This window comes from Ktedonosporobacter rubrisoli, assembly GCF_004208415.1.
GTDB lineage: Bacteria > Chloroflexota > Ktedonobacteria > Ktedonobacterales > Ktedonobacteraceae > Ktedonosporobacter > Ktedonosporobacter rubrisoli.
The window spans coordinates 2140926-2159595 of record NZ_CP035758.1; the positions used below are offsets into that span (position 1 = coordinate 2140926).

Here is an 18670-nt window from a genome sequence, read left to right on the forward strand (position 1 = left end):
ATTGAGTGTATCTAGCAGGTAAAGAAGTATCAATTTGCTGCGATTACGTGTGAAAGAAATTGCTCAGGAGAAAAGGATAGGGTTAGCAAAGCTCTCAAGGCTTTCTGATATCTCATACAAAACGATCCAGAAGATCTGGCGCAATCCCTACCATGATGCCTCACTTTCCACTATCAACCGCATCGCTAGGGTATTACGCGTGCCCACAAAGGATCTTCTAGAAGATGTGGCTGAAGAGCAAGTCCCTGAAGAATATCGGCTGCCACTCATACTAACCTATGAGTAGTAGAGAGAATATTTCAATAACAATGCTGAGATTGAGAGTTAAGGAAGTAGCCAAGGAAAAAGGCATTGGCCAGATGAAGCTCGCACGAATGGCCGATATGGCTTCTAATACCTTGCGCGCTATTTATCGTGACCCTTATCGGGAAGTAGCAACAACGACAATTAATAAGTTGGCGAAGGCCCTGGGAGTTCCTGTTACTGAGCTTATTGAAGATGTTCCAGAGGAGATGTATGAGCAAGAGAAGAACCAGCAGGGAGATATTCAGGAGTAACGCCTAAGATTACAGGGTTCTTTGGACTGAAGATTGATGGTTGAATGTGAAGCCAGGCAAGGAGCGCCGTTGATGACAGATAAACCGCTTGAACTCTTCTACTCCTACGCTCGTGAGGATGAAGCCTTATGCAAACAGCTTGATGTCCATCTGGCCCTCTTGCAGCGACAAGGAGTTATTCAGGCCTGGAACCGCCGTGAGATCGTAGCCGGCAGTTTGTGGGCGCAAGAGATAGATGCGCATCTGAAAGCGGCCCGCATTATTTTGTTGCTGGTCAGCCCGAATTTTATTGCCTCTGATTATTGCTATGGCATTGAGATGCGGGAAGCGCTTCGGAGGCATGAGGCAGGTGAAGCCGCCGTCATCCCTATTCTTCTGCGGCCATGTGACTGGGAAACGGCCCTTTTTGGCAAGCTGCAGGCTCTCCCAAAAAATGCACGACCGGTGAGAGCATGGTCCAATAGGGATGCGGCCTTTACGAATATTGCCAAAGGTATTCGAGAATTTATCGATAGGATCAACGGCAAGACGCCGGTTGCTGTATCTCAAACAACTACAGCCGGGAAAAGGAGGGCCAGGGTTGTAGCAGAAAGCGGAGAAAAGCCCTTGGGAAGCATGCCCCAGATACCCAGTACCCCTACAGCGCTCAACACGCCGCTGAAAAAGGCCATTGCACGCTACTATGCCCAGCTCAAAGAGTACGAAGGCAAGGCCAATTATGAGCTAGCGGTGAGGACCGCCTTTCAAAACCTCCTGGCGGATACGGCTCGCCTCATCAAGTGGACGCTTATCCCTGAGCAAACGCTAGAGGGTGGCATACGCCCTGATGCTGTGCTGCGCGATGATGCGTTTAATCTGAAGCGTGGTTTTTGGGAGGCCAAGGGGCCAAAGAGCAATCTTGAGGCTGAGATTAAGAAGAAGATCGCCGATGGCTATCCCCTGACCAATACGATCTTTGAGAATACCCGCTGTGCGGTCCTCTATCAGAACAAGAAGCGCCTGCCTGACGAGTATGATCTGCAGAATCCCAACCATGTTAGCGACCTGCTCAAGCGTTTCTTCACTTATACCGAGCCGGATATCGAAAGCTTTGAGGCGGCTGTTAAGGAGTTCAAGGAGCGCATTCCAGAACTGGCCGGAGCACTGCTAGCAATTATTGAGAAAGAGCATAAGGCCAATAAGAAATTCATTGCAGCTTTCGAGACGTTTGCGGCGCTGTGCCGTAGCTCGCTTGACCCCAAGATCAGCACATCCACGATTGATGAGATGCTGGTGCAGCATTTGTTGACCGAGCGCCTCTTCCGCACGGTCTTTGATAATCCCGACTTTGTAAGCCGCAACGCCATCGCCGCTGAAATCGAAAAGGTCATTCAGGCTCTTGCCAGCCGCTCCTTCAATCGCCACGAGTTCCTCAAGACCCTTGATCGCTTTTATATCGCTATCGAGGGGGCGGCAAAGGGCATCGAGAGCTGGTCGGAGCGTCAGAGCTTTCTCAATACCGTTTATGAGCGTTTCTTCCAGGGCTTTTCTGTCAAGCAGGCCGATACGCATGGCATCGTCTACACGCCGCAGGAGATCGTGGATTTCATGTGTGCTAGCGTGGATGAAGTGTTGCAGAAGGAGTTCGGGAAGTCCATTGCCGATCCGGGCGTACAGATCCTCGATCCGGCGACGGGCACGGGCAGCTTTATCGTCAACCTGATCCATCGTATCCCACGTCACCAGCTCAAATACAAGTACCGCAACGATCTCTTTTGCAACGAAATTACCTTGCTCCCCTACTATATTGCCGCGCTGAATATCGAGCACGAATACTATGAACGTATGGGTGAGTATGAGCCATTCGAGGGCATCTGTTTTGCCGATACGCTGGAACTGGCTGAGGGCAAACAATTGCCCCTATTCGTGGAAGAGAATACTGAGCGCGTGCAGCGGGAAAAAGATGCTCAGATCATGGTGGTGATCGGCAACCCTCCGTATAATATGGGACAAAAGAACGAGAATGATAATAATAAGAACAGAAAATATCCTATGGTTGATGGACAAGTCTATGAAATGTATGTAAAAGGTACTAACGCAACAAATACTCGGGCGTTAAGTGATGCATATGTAAAATTTTTTCGTTGGGCAACAGATCGCTTGCAGGGGCGTGATGGCATTGCCTGCTTAGTAACAAACAACTCTTTCATTGACCAGATTGCTTTTGATGGGATGCGTAAACGGCTCCTTCAGGAGTTCACTCAGGTCTATCATCTCGATTTGCATGGCAATGTACGGAAAAACCCTAAACTTTCAGGTACAACTCATAACGTGTTTGGCATTCAGATTGGTGTAGGTATTACTATAGCTATACGATCCTCGCAGGCCAAAAAGGCATTATGTTATTATCGTGTACCTGAATATTGGAGTAAGACAGCAAAGTTTCAATTTCTTTCTGAAAAGAGTGATATTTCAGGGATAGAATGGCTAAATTTACAGCCAGATGAGAAACATAATTGGCTAACCGAAGGAATGCATTCTGAATTCAGCTCATCTCTGCCTCTAGGCTCTAAAGAGGTGAAGGCTGCAAAGGCACAAGTTTCTAGCAGTTCAGAGTTTGGGCCAATTTTTAAAGTTTATTCTCCAGGAATACAAACTAACCGCGATAGCTGGATGTATGATTTCGACTCTGGGAGATTGGCTGAGAAGGCAAATAGTATGATTGATACTTACAATGCTGAGCTTTCTCGTTGGCAAAGAGCAGGTTTCCCTAAGAATATCGATGACTTTGTGCTGTCTGATGAGCGCAAGATCAAGTGGAGTAGCCGCTTGAAAGAATGTTTTGCCCGCAAAATGGAAGCTAGCTTTAGAGAAACTTCACTTCGTAATTCCGTCTATCGACCATTCACGCGAAAGATTCTCTATTTTGAGAACATCATGACCCATCGACAAGGGCTATTTCCGGTGATTTTTCCCTCTCCTGCCTCCGAAAAGGAGAATGGAGTAATTTGCCTCACAGATCTAGGCTCCGAAAAACCTTTTATGGTTTTAGCTTCTAATTGCATCGCGGATTTACATCTAGTTGGAGCCGGAGCAGGAACCCAGTGTTTCCCTTTCTACACCTACGCACAGGACGGCACTAACCGGCGCGAGAACATTACCGATTGGGCGCTCGCCCAATTCCAGGCCAAATATGGTCCCCAGGTCAGCAAATGGGACATCTTCCACTATGTCTACGCCATGCTCCATCATCCCCAGTATCGCGAACGCTATGCCGAGAACCTCAAGCGCGATCTACCCCATATTCCACTCGTAAACAGGCAGGAAGCCTTTGAGACCTGTGTGCGCATAGGCAGGCAGCTCATGGATATGCACCTTAACTATGAGCAGGCGAGAGAATATCCTTTGCAATGGCTGGAGAGCAAAGACGTGCCCTTTAGTTGGCGCGTGGAAAAGATGCGCTATCCAGCGATAAGCGCGACGTCGTTGTGAATGAAAGCCTGCGTTTGGGGCCATTGCCGCCGGAATGCTTCGAGTATCGCCTGGGCAATCGCTCGGCCCTGGATTGGGTCATCGATCAGTATCAGGTAAGCAAGGATAAGCGCAGCGGGATTGAGAGCGATCCCAATCGCGTAGATGACGAAGAATATATTGTACGCCTGGTCTGCAGAGTCGTAACGGTGAGCGTCGAAACCGTCAAGCTGGTCAATGAGCTGGCTCAGGCCGTCACAGTGGATGATTGGCTAAGCCAACCTGAAGTATAATAAAGTGGGAAGAAGATAATTTTCTTCTCCCTCATCACCCCTTGGGACTGGCAGCCATCTGGCCCAGCCTGGCATAGCACTCTGTTGGAGAGCGAAGTCTTGCCTGCGGTTCAGAAGATCCCGGTAGCCTCGCATATATAGTATGTTTAACGCGATAGAAAGAGAAAAATTTATGGAACAGACGCCACAGCGAAGCGCGCAAGAACAAAAAGCCCAGGTGCAAGAGTATTTCAGTCGCACTGCTGCCAATTATGTTACCAGCGCAACCCATCGCCAGGGCAAGGATCTCAAGCGTTTAATTGAGCTGGGAGAGTGGGAGCCTCGCTTTCACGCGCTCGACGTGGCCACCGGAGGCGGTCATACAGCCCTGGCTATCGCCCCTTACGTGGCTCAGGTGATGGTCTCTGACCTGACTCCCACCATGCTGGAGACGGCACGGGCCTTTTTGCTTTCGCAAGGAGTGACCAATGCCCAGTTTCAGGTAGCCGATGCGGAAAATCTGCCTTTCGCAGATGCCAGCTTTGAGCGGGTTACTTGTCGCATTGCTCCCCATCACTTTCCCAACGTCGGAAAAGCAGTGCAGGAAGTTGCGCGTGTGCTCAAGCCGGGCGGCCTGTTTTTGCTGATCGATAATATCGCGCCATCCGATCCCGCCCTTGATGCCTTTTGTAATAGAGTCGAGAAATGGCGCGATAAGTCTCACGGTCGCTGTTATACGCAGGAAGAGTGGCAAAGCTTCTTTGCCCGCGCGGGACTCGTGAGCGAGCACTCCGAGACGTTCCGTAAGACCCATAACTATGACGAGTGGACCGCGCGTTCACAGCTTGCGGCCTCGGAAAAGGCTGCGCTCGCAGCGTTTATTCTCCAGAGCGAAGCGGCCATCCAGCGCTATTTTGCAGTCAATGTCGATGATGATGGTCATCTCAAGGACTTCACAACCGATACGCTCCTCTTGAAAGGGCGCAAACCGCTCGCATAAAGCGCGCTTATCACACAAGCTTTAGTGAAGATCAGAGAAGCCTTGAGTGGGCTTCTCTTGCGCCTTCTTTTACCCCAGCCCTAAAGATGGTAATATACGCCTTATAGCTTACCCGTCTGTAGAGACAAGGGATCTTTAGTTCGGAGTAGGATTATTTCGAATGTTCTCTTAGCGGGCAGCGGGCTTGCTTCAAGATGAGCCTGCCTGAGCGAAACGAGATTATTTGCGCAAAGATAAGCGCTAGTCAAGGAAGTATATTTGTGGATAGCTCAATAGAACAAACGCAGCTTGTGCGCTGCTCCTGGCCGCGCTCACCGCTTGCCATGCAATACCACGATGAGGAATGGGGCGTACCGGTCTATGCCGATCAAAAGCTCTTTGAATTCTTAATTTTAGAGGGAGCTCAGGCCGGCTTGAGCTGGGATACTGTGCTTAAGAAACGCCAGCATTATCGCGAGGTCTTCGATAACTTTGATCCCGCAGCGATTGCCGGCTATGACGAGTGCAAAATCGAACAACTGCTCGCCGATCCGGGCATTATTCGCAATCGAGCCAAAATCAATGCCACGGTACAAAATGCACGTGCTTTCCTCGCAGTTCAGCAGGAATATGAAACTTTTAGCAGCTTTATCTGGCAGTTTGTCGGACATACGCCCAGGCACAATCAATGGAGCGCGCTCTCAGAGCTGCCATCCAGAACTGCCGAATCTGATGCTATGAGCAAAGCGCTCAAGCGGCACGGCTTTAGCTTCGTAGGCACAACCATTTGCTATGCCTTTATGCAAGCTATCGGCATGGTGAATGATCACACGCGCGATTGTTTTCGCTACCTGCCTCTTACCCACCCCCAACTTGAAGCAAAGTAGCCTGAATTGCTCGGGAATTAAAAGGTCCTCCTGCAAGCTGCGAGAGAGATGCGCTGTAGGTGCTTAATGGTGCTGGACAGAATGGATGTAGCTAAGTTTTCGGGGGCGCCGATCGTTTGTCTGATAAGTTCAATGAGCTTATCCAGATTGGCCGGCTTCTCGCCGATGTGTACAACATCGGCTGCTCGCAGCTCTTCTTGTTCGTGGCGAGCATTGGGATAGGCTGTAACCACGATTACCGGTATTTGCCTCTTGAGATGTATATTCATAAGCACTTTGCGTCCATCCAGATGGGGTATCATCAGATCCAGCAGGACGAGATCGGGTTGATGCTCGGTGAGATGGTCATAGAAGAGTAGGCTCTGCGTTTGCTCTCTCGGGGTAGGCAAACGCTTCTCGCTAGAAGGCCCAAAAGCAGCTTGTGGTATTCAGGATGTGCAAGGCTAGAAAACACGCCTGACTTTCCTGAGCTCCCCCTTTAATATATAGCATACTTGCTGCGTTTCTTAGTCCATGAGAAGCGCTTGCCCTGATGAGTTAACCTGCTGATGAGATAGCGAAATGCTACCCTATGCTACCGCGTGAAGTTTGCCAGTTTTCACGTCGAAGATAAGGCCTCGAATGTCTATATTCTGAGGAATGAGCGGCGATGAGCGCAAGAAGGCGATATCATCGCGCACCGATTGCTCAAGATCCTGGAAGGCCAGGAAGGCAATGTGGTCGGCGTCGGTGGACAACTCCTTCTTCACTTTTTCACGAAGGGAATCATCAGTAAACGTCAGCATACCACAATCAGTATGATGCACTATGACGATGGTATTTGTGCCAAGTAATTGCTCGGAGATGACTAGAGAGCGCACGGCGTCGGCAGCGCGCCCGCCTGCATTGCGAATGACATGTGCGTCGCCTTCCTCCAGGCCAAGAATACGGGCTGGATCAAGACGAGCGTCCATGCAGGCGAGAACTGCTACTTTGCGCGCCGGTGGCATTGGAAGATTACCCTTCTGGAAGCGAGAAGCATATTCTCTGTTTGCCTGAAGAAACTCATCGATAAGAGGCATAGAACAACTCCTTTCCCTTTAAGAACGCGCAGAAACATTTTCCTTTCCAACCATAGCATATCTTATTTATAATTTCAAGTTATTATTTTAATTCTTTATGGGAATATATTTTGCGGATCTAACATTATTGCTACCCCTGCAGAGAGGTGAGCTGGATATGCCATACGTAATTGGGAGCAGTAAGCGATGCCGATGCGCTGCTTATGGCAATTTCTTCACAATAATGTAACACTTTTGCCATATTACTTTATGATTATTTCGCTATACTGACCTCATGAGTATTTGCCGGTGGTACTAAATGGCAAATTAGTATTGTGAAATAGCAATAATCGCCAAAATACATTGTTCTACTCTTCCTACTTCTTATCTACGCACAAATAAGCCCCGGAAATCTCTTTGTAGTTCAACCCTCTAAGTCTTGTGCCGGCTTTTGGATTAGCTGGAAGGTTGCTATAAAATTGTTGCAAGGAAAGGCTAAAAAGGTTATGGAAAATCGTATTGCATCCGATCAGGCAAGGGCGACGCGCCGCCCTGAATACATCTGGTTGGTAACCGGTCTCATCTTGTCGCTTTTTGCCACCAACGGGCGCTGGGATCTTTCTCTGGCTGCCTGGCTCTATCCCATCTTCTTCCTGCGTTTCAGTCGTACAAGTGGAGCCCTGATCGGCTTCATAGGTATATGGCTGGCCACGATTGGTACTATGGCCTTCTTTCTGGCCGAGTCAGAACTGTTTAATCCGATCATGATGGCGGTGTTTGTGCTCTTTAGTGCCGTTTTGGCCTTGCCTTATCTGCTCGATAGGCTGATCAGTCCGCGTCTCGGTCTGGCAAGCGGCATACTCGCTACTCTGGTCTTCCCGCTTGCTCGTGTGGCTTGTGAATATGTCATCACCTTTACCCCCTTTGGAAGCATGTTTTCGCTTGCTTACACGCAGCATGGCAACCTTCCACTCTTGCAAGTAGTATCCATTACGGGTGTCTATGGCGTAAGTTTCCTGCTGGCCTGGCTGGCGCCTGTTGTCAACTGGGCCTGGGAACAGCGTCTCGTCTGGTCAAGAATACGGGCGACGAGCATGCTCTACTGTGCGCTCCTGGCCCTGGTTCTGCTGGGTGGTAGCATTCGTCTTGCCTTCTTTCCGCCCACTTCACAGACAATACGCGTGGCTGGCATTAGCGCGTCGAAATCTACGTATCAAAAAGTAATGCAGATAAGTAACTTTACCCGACAGGAGGAGCTTATTCCTCTTAACCGCCAAAAAATGAGCGCGGCTTTTGCTATTCTCAATGATGAGCTCTTACGCCTCAGCCAGCAAGAGGCACGAGCAGGTGCTAAGATCGTCATCTGGCCCGAAGGAGGGTCCGTGGTGCTGGCGGAGGATGTGGATAAGCTGCTGGAGCAGGCTAAGACGCTGGCTCGTACAGAACATGTCTATCTAGATATGGGCATGGTTGTTTTACTTCCCAAGGCGCCGTATGCGCAGGATAGGGCCATCATGGTAGAGCCAACGGGTCAGGTAGCCTGGACCTTTGATAAAGCCCATCCTGTCCCGGCCATGGAGGACTTTACGCCGGGAGACGGCAAGCTTCCTATCGTAGATACTCCCTATGGGCGCATCTCTAATGTAATCTGCTTCGATGCCGACTTCCCGGACCTGATGCGTCAGAGGGGCGCTAATAGTCTTGATCTAATGCTTGTGCCTGGCAATGATTGGCTGGGAATCGATCCCTGGCATACCTACAACGCTACTTTCCGCGCGATCGAGAATGGCTACTCGCTGGTGCGGCAAGCCAGTCATGGACTGGCCATGGCTGTTGATTATCAGGGCCATGTTCTGGGCGCTACCGATTACTTCACGACTGATCAGCAAACCATGCTCGCTTTTGTGCCTACAAAGGGAGTCTTGACGCTCTACGCGCTCGTGGGTGATCTATTCGCCTGGTTGTGTATCGCGGGATTGCTCCTGCTGGGAGGATATGTCTCTTTGGGGGCCTGGCAACGTCGTTTACCAGGGCTGAAGGTTGGACCCGCAGCGTCGTCGCCATTGGAGACGGAGGTGGGTGTGAACTGAGTGCTGCACTCAGCTTACTGAAAATGTGAAAGGCTTGCCCGGCATATGCTAGTAGGTGCTACGCCCATCAGGGAGGCTATGATCCAGGGCAAGCCTTGGGCACAAAGGCCAGCTGCAAGGCAGGATTATTATCAGGCTAAGCAGCTGGAGCGCGCATCACTTTTCTAGCATAGAACAAAATAGATAGCGAGACTTTCACCGCAGAAAGCTTTGCTAGCTTCCCTACTATGGCCAGCAGTTTTCGAGCATAGTAGCAAGCATGCCCGAAGCATTATCCTCTACAGCCGCAAGCGAAGATAGGCATTTCGATGTGCCTGGAAGGCCTGGCGGCTTTCTGCATGGCGATCGAACAATGAGGACCGGAATTTGCCAGACAGTTCTCACAGTTTCCTGTATCTTACTGGAAGGTTGCATCAGCACGAAGATGGCCCGGAGGGGCTAAAGCGCCTCTACCAATTAAGCAAATACACATTCTTGAGGCCAAAAGCTCGTTTTATTGCTCTTGAGCAATGGATATATTAAGAGCAGTAAATGTATAAACGATGCTACCCAGGAGGTCGATCTATGACGCACTGGCAAGTGGAGACATATCGAGATATGTTTCAAAACTCATCTTTTCGCCACTTCTGGCTAGGTTTTACGTTCTCGGCAATTGGAGATGCGATGACCCGCATCGCGCTTATCTGGTTTGTCTATCAAACTACCGGTTCTCCCCAGGCTGTTGGCATACTGCTCCTGTGCTATACGGGTCCAGTGGTAGTGGGCGGGTTGGTTGCAGGTACGCTTTTAGATCGCTTTGACCGGCGGATTATGATGCTGCTAGATAATGCAGTTCGCGGTATAGTTGTTGCAACGATCCCTCTTCTGTACTATTTCGGCCATCTTGCTCTCTGGTACATATATCTGATTGCTCTGATTTATGGCTGTTTGATGATGATCTCCCTGGCCGGAGGGCCAGCGCTCATTCCTACTCTTGTTTCTCAGCCCCAATTGGCTACAGCTAATGCCTTGGAGACTTTGAGTTATACCTTGAGCGGAGTGCTTGGACCACCTGTGGCAGGCCTGTTGATTGCCAGGTTCGGAGCTCCCTCGGTAATCGTGGTAGATGCGCTCTCATACGCTTTCTTTGCTCTGGCTCTGGGAAGCATACGAATCAAGGTCGAGCAATCTCCCCAGGCTGATGCAGTTGGCAAAACGTATCGATTTCGCGATGCTGTCGCTCTCCTGCTGCATAATAGGGTGCTTCTGGCTACTACTATTATGTTTATGTTGTTTAACGTTGGAGAAGGCTTTCTCTCAGTGTGGCTTCCTCTCTTTGCGGTTCAGGTACTACAAGGCGGGCCCGGTTTGTATGGAGTGTTATTGGGTATTCTGGCGGCGGGTGAGGTCATGGGCTCTATTCTGGCAGGTAGCTTTGTGTTTCCCCTTTATCTGGGCCTGCTCATTTGCCTGGCCCAGATCCTCGCAGGTATTTCGCTTGGCTGCTTGCTTCTGGGAACCGGTATCTGGTGGACTGTAGTCGGACTGGCTCTCCTTGGCTTCTTTAGCGCACCGCTTACCATCTGGGCGCAGACGCTACGTATGCAGATTATCCCTGAACAACTTCGTGGCCGGGTCTTTGCTCTCTTACGTACGCTTATGCAAAGTGCTGGCCCGCTGGCCAGTGGTGCGGCTGGTAGCCTGCTGCTTATCCTTGGGATACCGACAATGATTGCGCTCTCAGCACTCCTGATAGGGTTTCCTGGCTTGTTTGGCTGTGGGCTCAAGCAACTTCGTTAGCCAACCGAATAGCTCATTGAGAAGAGGCAGATAAGAGCCTGTTTCTGCCTCTTCAGATGTGTAGCAACTTATTGTTTGAGCGTATTGGCGAGCCGGGAGGCCTCTGCGAGATCGTGTCTAGCTGCCTGGGCAATTCGTTCGGCGTCGGAGGGAGTATAGCCTTCCCCGTAGATTGCACCTTCGCGGCGAGGCGCCTCCATCAGCACTTCAGCTGACCCTTCTAAGGCGACAGGTACAAATCCCATCGCCGAGATAAGTTCGCGGCACACGTCGTCTGCCTCGGAAGCGAGGGCCGAGTAAAACATGGCGATGGGCCTATGCTCTCCCGCCGCGACCTCCGCCTGGAAGCCAGCCGTCAAGGTATTGAAGGCCTTGGCGATCTTCGCTCCAGGCAACCGGCGCTGATTAAAGGCAAGGGAACTCAATCCCTCCAGATCAACCAGTCCCTGGCTGAATGGATTGGTGGCATCAATCACGATTTTCCCATGTACCTGTCCCATCTGGGAAAGGGCCATATCGAGTAGGTTCCAGGGGACGGAGAGCACAATGACCTTCGCCTGACTTGCGGCGACAGCCGGTGAGGCCGCTTGCACATGAGAGCCAAGCTGCTGCGCCAGAGCCTGAAGCCGTTGCTCGTCACGGGAAAAAGCCAGCGTTACCAGGTGCCCTTTGCTGGCAAATTGATGTGCCAGATTAGTGCCAATGTGACCAACGCCAATTATCGCAATCTTCATCCTTTGCTCCTTTTCAAATAGGGAGAGCTGGGTCAGGATCGGTTACCTGACGCGGAAACGCCATCTTCCAATCTACCAGCTCGCCTTTGGGTAATTGCAAGCCGCCATCCCCGACGATCTGTCGGCGGATCTTGCCCTCCTTGAGGAGGATGAAATGACTCTCCATCATTTTGCCCTGGTCCCCGGTAGGTGGGTTTCCGTAAAAGGTGCCGGTATTGTGAAAATGCAGGCGGATGCGCCAGCAGAGTTTCTGACCGTCCGCCGAAGCGAAATAATCATGCAAGCCAACGCGCAGACCGGGATTGGCGATATGGAACTGTTCCACGAAGTTCCTGACAGTGTTCCAGCCGCGCAACGGCCACCCCAGTGGTGTATACAGCTCAACGTCTGGATCATAGAGCGTCTCTAGGGCTGCAAGATCTCTGGCACCAAAGGCTCGCACAAATCGTTCAGCGAGCGCGCGATCTGCTGGATTGACGGCTGGATCGCCTGGAACGGCCCCCAGCAGTTCCGGGGTAGGATCTCTCACCTCTGGAACAGCCAGCCCCCAATCCAGCAACAACAAGTGTGGCAAGTCAAAGGTTGAAAAACCGAGCACCTGTTCGGTGATCTGGCCACCTTGTATCTTGAGCATGGAGGTTAGTGACAGGACGCCACGCTGGTTGCTTGGCGCTCGACCAAAGCCAGTACCGAGATTCTGCCAGACGATGTGGTGACGCAGCGCCACCCGGCTACCGGAGGCATCGGCAAAAGCTTCATGCAAGGAAATCTGTGGGTCTGGGAAGGCCTGCAGGCACTCTTGAAGAAAGTGTGCCAGGTGCTCCCGCCCTTTGATTTGCCCCAGGATGCCATACACCTGCACAGATTCGGCATAGGCTGAGGCCAGAGCTTGCTTATCTCCCCTCCAGGCCCTTTGGAGAAGAGTGAGCAGTCGATCTAGCATAGTATTATCCGCTCCATTATCATTGAATATTTAGCTTGAACTCAAAGATTTAACACATGCCAATGTATGCTATGTTACTCTCAAGAGAGGCCATCTGTCAAGATCGCGTGGGGAGGAATGATTCAATGAGACCGACCAGAAAAGTTTCCCCTCGGCCGGAGCTGGGGCGAAGAAAGATGAGAGCGCAAGAACCGATAGCGGCGTTGAGCAAGCAACAGCGCACACAGCTCGCTCCGTTTATTTTGTTTTTCCTGGAGAGGAGGTTGATGAGGGCCTGTTCCTGCTTATAGACTCACACGGCTTTTCTTGATGGCTTTAGCTGTGGACATGCTGATCCATAAAGGAGGCAAAGGTGGCGAGCTCTGGCGCAGCATACGGCCTGGCCTGGCCTTCTCCTCGATAGTCTTCTAAGGCGTGTTGGATGAGGCCTGAGAAGGTAGCGGGTAGCGCGTCTAACCCATAGCTCCCTCCTTCATCCTTGGAAAAGATGTGGCCTCCCTTAAGATAGGCGTAAACGCGACATGCATTAAGCACGAAATACACAGGGTACTGTTCCCTGCTATCGCGCGCATCCCAATAGTCGCCGATGATGGCACGCGCGTAATCCTCACCAGGGACCGTAGGGAGGACCTCGATTGCTGGTTTGCCGTAGAGGATAAGGCCGCGACGCCGGGTGATTGTTATATGGGCGGCTAAATCATAATCGTATCGCTCGTGCTTATTCCAGTCGCGCCAGGAGCCATCGGCGAGCTCTTCGCTAGTTTTTTTGCGCCAGTCTTCGCTGTAGTGAAGATCAAAGGGCAAAGGATGCCTGAAAGGATGAATATTGGGTAGGACCAGGAAGCTAATCTCGATGGGGCGCGGCGCGTTTGAGAGCTGCAAGAGCAGTTCCATGATGGCACGTTTGGCGGTAACGGACAGGCCTTGAGCTGTGATGATGAGCAAATCGAGATCGCTACGCTCAGGATTGAAGCAACCCATGGCCAATGAGCCGTGCAAAAAGATACTCACAAGCTCTATTCCAAGCATGTTTTGAAGTCGCTCGCTTAGTGTCTTAACCTGTGTGCGAATGGGAACGGGACAGGTGCTCCAACCATAGTGTGTCATCTTGTAGTTCCTCGGATGATTAGCAGGGCTTCTAAGCCTATGAAAAGCCATGTTGTGCTTGAGATAGTGCAAAGCGCAAGCCTGGATGATGTGTTTCGTCCAGGGCTGCAGGGCTTAGATTTTCTCGGCTTTGGCCTTAGCGGTCTTCTTAGCGGGTATGGGATCGCTCAAGGTCTCAAGCAAAAGCCCTTGTGCGATCGCCGCACAATCGCCCCAGTGTGCTGTAGCCTCGCGTACTTCCTGCTCACTGGCCAGGGGCTGGCCCAGGTAAGCCTGACTGATGGCCTTGCGTACGCCCAGATCACCGGCCACAACGCAGGAACGGCCCAGCGTGCGTAGCAGTAGCCATTCAGCAGTCCAGCGTCCAATGCCGCGTAGCTTCGTCAGGCGCTCGATCACCTCGTCATCTGGTAATTCTATCAATTCGGCCAGCCGCAATTGTCCACTGGCTACGGCCTCGGCGGCGCTAATTACATATTCGGCCTTGCGTGTGCTCCACTGCAGAGCGCGAATATCCGCTACAGAGGCGGCAGCCAGGCGCTCGGGCGAGAAGCTATACACAATCTGACCGCCTACCTGGTGCGCCTCGCCGAAGCTCTCAGCCAGGCGGCTGCGAATGGTTGTGGCCCAGCGCAAGTTCACCTGTTGGGCGCTAATGCTGCGTATCAAGGCCGCCAACAGATCAAACTGGCGCACAGGGCGCAGGCCTGGAAAGCGCTGATGGAGCTGAGCTACGATTGGATCTTTCTGCAGCAAGGTATTGAAGCTGCTCGGAACAGGCAAGAAGGTGCTTAGAATAGCTTGTTGGATCGCGCTCTGATAGCATGCATCCTCGATAGAGACAAGGAGAGCCGGTTCCTGGCGCGTGCCCTGTACCGTACAGGCATAAGCGATATGCTGACCATTCAGTGGTAACGTTCTGATGAGTGTGGTGCCATCCCAGCGATCGAGCAAGTCGTCGCCTGAGCGCTTGAACAGATCTATAGAGAGGGGAATATCGATAGGTCCGGCTAAGTGTACTGTGAACGTTACATGTTGTTGGGCTGGAATACTCATGCGGGCTCCTTGTCTGAGCTTCTTTTCCTACTGGGCAAATATGCCAAGAATTTCGGCTTGTTCTTCTACTCTACCACCCTGATCTCTGCTGGAAGTATAGCAGAAAGGGTTCTACTCAGCAATCGGCTGAGAGAGAGCGATAGCCTGCAGCTTACTGGGCCAGAATTGCTCAGTTGTGCGCTCTGAAGTTTCTCCAACGCTTGCCGATGTTATCTCTTGTAGAAAAGCCAGCGATTTACTACAACCGTTAGGCGGGCAGAAGGTCTGTACGTAGGGAGGGCTGAAACCGCTAGCTAAGCTATGGCGTGTATAAATGCAGTAGCGCTTCTCAAGTAGTGATATGTGTTATGTCATGTGTCCGAAGAATAGTAGAGGGATATCGTTGTCATATGGTGTAAAACTAACAAATAAACGTAAATGTCGAAGCATATTTACTGTTGCTTGAAAAAATAGTTAAACAGTTATGGCACATGTTGCCGGGGAGCCTGGAGATCATGCATGCAATGAGCAGTAACGAAAAAAAGGATGTGAAGGCCGTCAGAACGAATATTCCAGCTCGGATGGATCGTCTCCCCTGGAGTAGATGGCACTGGTTGGTGATCCTCTCTCTAGGTATTACCTGGATTCTCGATGGGCTGGAAGTCACCATTATCGGTTCAATTGTGGGAGTGCTCAAAGATCCACATACTCTGGCTCTCTCTGACATAGAGGTTTCGGGCGCTGGTACTGCCTATCTGATCGGCGCTGTATTGGGGGCGCTTTTCTTTGGGCGCATGACCGATAAGCGTGGGCGAAAACTCCTCTTTATGATTACACTTGGCGTGTATCTTATTGCTACTATCGCGACTGCCTTCTCCTTTAATTTCTACTGGTTTCTCCTGTGCCGCTTCTTTACGGGTGCCGGTATAGGGGGAGAATATGCGGCAATTAACTCGGCAATTGATGAGCTCATTCCGGCTCGCGTGCGCGGCTGGGCGGATCTTGCGATAAACGGAACCTGGTGGGTTGGCACGGCCTTTGGGGCGGCGCTGACCGCTGTGCTGACTAATCCTCATTTGTTGCCGGTAGATCTGGGCTGGCGCCTGGCCTTTGCCCTGGGCGCAATATTGGGCCTGGCGATCCTGCTGGTGCGGCGCCATGTTCCCGAGAGTCCACGCTGGTTAATGATGCATGGGCGCTTTGACGAAGCCGAGGAGGTCGTAGGCATGATCGAGCACGAGGTAATGAAGGAAGATCATATTACTTCCTTGCCTGATCCCCAGGGCTCTATGCTTATTCGACCGTTGGGAACTGTGAGCTATAGGCAGATTGCGCGCACGATGCTGAAAGAGTATCCCACGCGTTCCCTGTTGGGTTTTGCCCTGATGGTTGGGCAAGCCTTTCTCTATAACGCGATCTTCTTTACCTACGGCCTGGTGCTCACGACTTTTTATCATATTCCCAATAGCAGTGTAGGCTTTTACCTGATTCCGTTTGCCATAGGCAATATCTTCGGACCGCTAACGATTGGGCGCCTGTTTGATACCATCGGGCGCAGGCAGATGATTAGCTTTACCTACATCTTCTCGGGGGTGCTGCTGGCGATTACGGGCTGGCTCTTTGCTCAGGGTATGCTTAATGCCGTAACGCAGACAATCTGCTGGTCGATCATCTTCTTCTTTGCCTCAGCCGGAGCCAGTTCAGCCTATCTTACGGTGAGCGAGGTATTCCCGCTGGAGGTGCGCGCCCTGGCGATTGCCCTCTTTTATGCGATTGGGACCGGTGCCGCCGCTCTGGCTCCTGTATTGTTTGGTATTCTCATCCACACCAATAAGCCTATAGATGTCTTCTATGGCTACCTGTTTGGTGCGCTACTGATGGCTAGCGCGGGTGTGATCGCCATTTTCTTTGGCGTTAAAGCTGAGCGACAATCGCTGGAAAGTATCGCTCGACCGCTTTCGCACGTGGAGGAATCAGCGCTTGCATGACGATTGGCTGGCAATCCAGATCTCTGTAGATCTGCGTACTTTCCTGCCAGCTTGAGCGCTCGTAATATGAAGAGAATTATTGAAGGAGTACAGGGCATGTTCAAGCGGATTCTCGTTCCTCTGGATGGCTCAAAGCGAGCCGAGTGCGCAGTACCCATTGCGGCCCGCCTGGCGCGCGCCTTTGGGGGAACTATCTTTCTTGTGCGTGTGGTAAATACGGTTCCGAGTTCTTTACCTTCGGCTCCAGCCAGACCTATGCTTATTCAGACTGTAAGTAATGTTGATAGGGAACTGGCCGAGAGTTATCTACAGGGGATAGCCAGTTCAGGGCTGTTAGCAGGGATTTCGCTGCAGACGGTGGTGCCCTTTGGGCTTGTTCCTGCCAGTATTCTCACGACTGCTGCCGATAAACATGCGGATATAATCGTAATGTGTAGCCATGGCTACACAGGTATTACGCGCTGGTGGATGATAGGTTCCGTGGCGGCAAAAGTTGCTCCCTTTGCTGAGATCCCGGTCCTGGTTTTGCACGAGGGCGGACCACTGCCGCAGGAACGCCAGGCCGGAGGCAAGCCTTTACGCGTTCTGGTGCCTCTTGATGGATCTGACTATGCTAGCGCTGCTCTGGCTCCAGCGGCGTATCTCGCCGCCGCCCTGGCGGCGCCTGCTCAGGGAGAGTTACATCTTACCCATGTGGTCCAGCCTGCCAGCCCTTTGCTTCATAGAGGGCGTGATCTGCAATATGCACAGGCAAGTCGAAATATGGCCAGGGCGTATCTGGATACCCTTATGCGCCAGATGCACGAAGGCGCGGATGGAGCAGACATTGCCGCACTCAACCTGCAGCTCTCTTCATCGGTAGCTATCGATGAGGATATTGCGCAAGGGGTTGTGCGGGTGGCCGAGCACGGCAGGAATGGAGAAGGCGCTGAGGTAGCTGGAGGCTGTGATCTGATAGCGATGACGGCCCAGGGGCATAGCGGACCACAGCGCTGGATGGGGAGCGTGACTGAACGCGTGCTCCATACCTCACGCTTGCCGTTGTTCATTATTCGAGCATCTCGGGAACAGGTCAACACTTATGCTTGGTCGTCAGCTGACGCCGGAAAATCGGCGGGTTTGCCTGGATAGCGAGGCATACCTGTCGCGGGTCCCAGCTCTTCTGCCGGCACATTGAGCCGGCTCGCCTTTCGTTCCAGCGCTAAACAGATCAGCTCAACGCAGCTGTCAAGATCAAGAACTGCTGTGTTGAGGATGAGATCATACAGGTGAGGATCTGTATGCTGGCAATGGAATTCTGTTTGCATAAAATGAGCGCGGGCGTGGTCTTTCTCCTGAATGCGCGTCTGCGCTGCGTCCGTGTCCAGGCCTTCACGATAAGCTACATAAGCTATTCGTTGCGCCAGCGGTGCTACCACGCGCACATGCAATACACCACGTTGTTCGGCCAGTAATACCTGTCCACCACGGCCAACGATTACGGCATGACCGTTGTGGGCTGCCTCCAGAACGATATGCCTGATTCTCTCGTGATATGCTCGCAGCTCTGCCGAGCTTATGGGATATGGCCACTGTATCAGTCGCGAGAAGATATCTCTGCTTTTCTCATCGTGGGCTTGTATCACAGCTTCGGCGATATGAAGCTCACGCGCGGCCTGCGCGATAATTTGGTGATCAACTAGCTGCCAGCCCAGACGATGGGCCAGGCGCCGAGCAATCTCTCCACCTCCGCTACCATACTCGCGCGAGATTGTGATGGCTTGCATTGCGGCGCTAAGCTGCTCATCCATATGCGTACCTCCATTGGCT

Annotated in this window: 15 protein-coding genes and 1 pseudogene; 9 read left to right on the top strand and 7 right to left on the bottom strand. The window is 51.8% G+C overall.

Annotated elements, in window-relative coordinates; genetic code table 11:
* Positions 1–34: 34 nt before the first annotated feature.
* The 5 genes and pseudogenes from EPA93_RS09865 to EPA93_RS09890 all read left to right on the top strand — a co-directional run bounded on the left by EPA93_RS09865 (position 35) and on the right by EPA93_RS09890 (position 6145).
* Positions 35–286 (top strand): helix-turn-helix domain-containing protein, encoded by a 252-nt coding sequence (locus tag EPA93_RS09865; RefSeq protein WP_165422996.1) that lies wholly within the window; start codon positions 35–37, stop codon positions 284–286.
* A 22-nt stretch (positions 287–308) separates the two neighbouring features.
* Positions 309–557: a helix-turn-helix domain-containing protein gene (locus tag EPA93_RS09870; RefSeq protein ID WP_129886950.1), complete on the top strand. Its 249-nt coding sequence runs from the start codon at positions 309–311 to the stop codon at positions 555–557.
* Between the two features lie 72 nt (positions 558–629).
* A pseudogene (locus EPA93_RS09880) lies at positions 630–4300 on the top strand (type ISP restriction/modification enzyme).
* Positions 4301–4442: 142 nt separating this feature from the next.
* Positions 4443–5279 carry a class I SAM-dependent methyltransferase gene (locus tag EPA93_RS09885; RefSeq protein WP_129886952.1) on the top strand — a complete coding sequence of 279 codons (837 nt, stop codon included), beginning with the start codon at positions 4443–4445 and terminating at the stop codon, positions 5277–5279.
* A gap of 260 nt (positions 5280–5539) precedes the next feature.
* Positions 5540–6145 carry a DNA-3-methyladenine glycosylase I gene (locus EPA93_RS09890; RefSeq protein WP_207229498.1) on the top strand — a complete coding sequence of 202 codons (606 nt, stop codon included), beginning with the start codon at positions 5540–5542 and terminating at the stop codon, positions 6143–6145.
* A gap of 17 nt (positions 6146–6162) precedes the next feature.
* Here EPA93_RS09890 and EPA93_RS09895 read toward each other — a convergent pair whose 3' ends face one another.
* Positions 6163–6534, bottom strand: a complete 372-nt coding sequence (locus EPA93_RS09895; protein WP_165422998.1) for a response regulator — start codon at positions 6532–6534, stop codon at positions 6163–6165.
* Positions 6535–6714: 180 nt separating this feature from the next.
* Positions 6715–7206, bottom strand: coding sequence for a beta-class carbonic anhydrase (locus EPA93_RS09900; RefSeq protein ID WP_129886958.1), 492 nt, complete (start codon positions 7204–7206; stop codon positions 6715–6717).
* Between the two features lie 485 nt (positions 7207–7691).
* On the opposite strand from EPA93_RS09900, the gene EPA93_RS09905 reads away from it, so the two are divergent.
* Positions 7692–9275, top strand: a complete 1584-nt coding sequence (locus tag EPA93_RS09905; RefSeq protein ID WP_129886960.1) for an apolipoprotein N-acyltransferase — start codon at positions 7692–7694, stop codon at positions 9273–9275.
* Between the two features lie 564 nt (positions 9276–9839).
* Positions 9840–11054 (top strand): MFS transporter, encoded by a 1215-nt coding sequence (locus EPA93_RS09910; protein WP_165422999.1) that lies wholly within the window; start codon positions 9840–9842, stop codon positions 11052–11054.
* 68 nt (positions 11055–11122) lie between these two features.
* Here the strand turns inward: EPA93_RS09910 and EPA93_RS09915 are convergent, their stop codons facing one another.
* The 4 genes from EPA93_RS09915 to EPA93_RS09930 all read right to left on the bottom strand — a co-directional run bounded on the left by EPA93_RS09915 (position 11123) and on the right by EPA93_RS09930 (position 14894).
* Entirely contained in the window at positions 11123–11788 is a 666-nt protein-coding gene (locus EPA93_RS09915) for an NADPH-dependent F420 reductase (RefSeq protein WP_129886964.1), read from the bottom strand.
* A gap of 13 nt (positions 11789–11801) precedes the next feature.
* Positions 11802–12731: a nuclear transport factor 2 family protein gene (locus tag EPA93_RS09920; RefSeq protein ID WP_129886966.1), complete on the bottom strand. Its 930-nt coding sequence runs from the start codon at positions 12729–12731 to the stop codon at positions 11802–11804.
* 315 nt (positions 12732–13046) lie between these two features.
* Positions 13047–13838 (bottom strand): aminoglycoside adenylyltransferase domain-containing protein, encoded by a 792-nt coding sequence (locus EPA93_RS09925; RefSeq protein WP_165423000.1) that lies wholly within the window; start codon positions 13836–13838, stop codon positions 13047–13049.
* Positions 13839–13952: 114 nt separating this feature from the next.
* Positions 13953–14894 (bottom strand): DNA-3-methyladenine glycosylase family protein, encoded by a 942-nt coding sequence (locus tag EPA93_RS09930; protein WP_129886970.1) that lies wholly within the window; start codon positions 14892–14894, stop codon positions 13953–13955.
* A gap of 503 nt (positions 14895–15397) precedes the next feature.
* Here EPA93_RS09930 and EPA93_RS09935 point away from each other — a divergent pair.
* Both EPA93_RS09935 and EPA93_RS09940 read left to right on the top strand, forming a co-directional pair.
* The gene (locus EPA93_RS09935) at positions 15398–16861 is read left to right on the top strand and encodes an MFS transporter (RefSeq protein ID WP_207229499.1); all 1464 of its coding nucleotides are present in this window, start codon (positions 15398–15400) and stop codon (positions 16859–16861) included.
* Between the two features lie 96 nt (positions 16862–16957).
* Positions 16958–17992 (top strand): universal stress protein, encoded by a 1035-nt coding sequence (locus tag EPA93_RS09940; protein ID WP_165423001.1) that lies wholly within the window; start codon positions 16958–16960, stop codon positions 17990–17992.
* Here EPA93_RS09940 and EPA93_RS09945 read toward each other — a convergent pair.
* On the bottom strand, positions 17941–18651 hold the full coding sequence (locus EPA93_RS09945) for a cytidylate kinase-like family protein (protein WP_129886974.1): 711 nt from the start codon (positions 18649–18651) through the stop codon (positions 17941–17943). The genes EPA93_RS09940 and EPA93_RS09945 overlap by 52 nt on opposite strands.
* Positions 18652–18670: the final 19 nt, after the last annotated feature.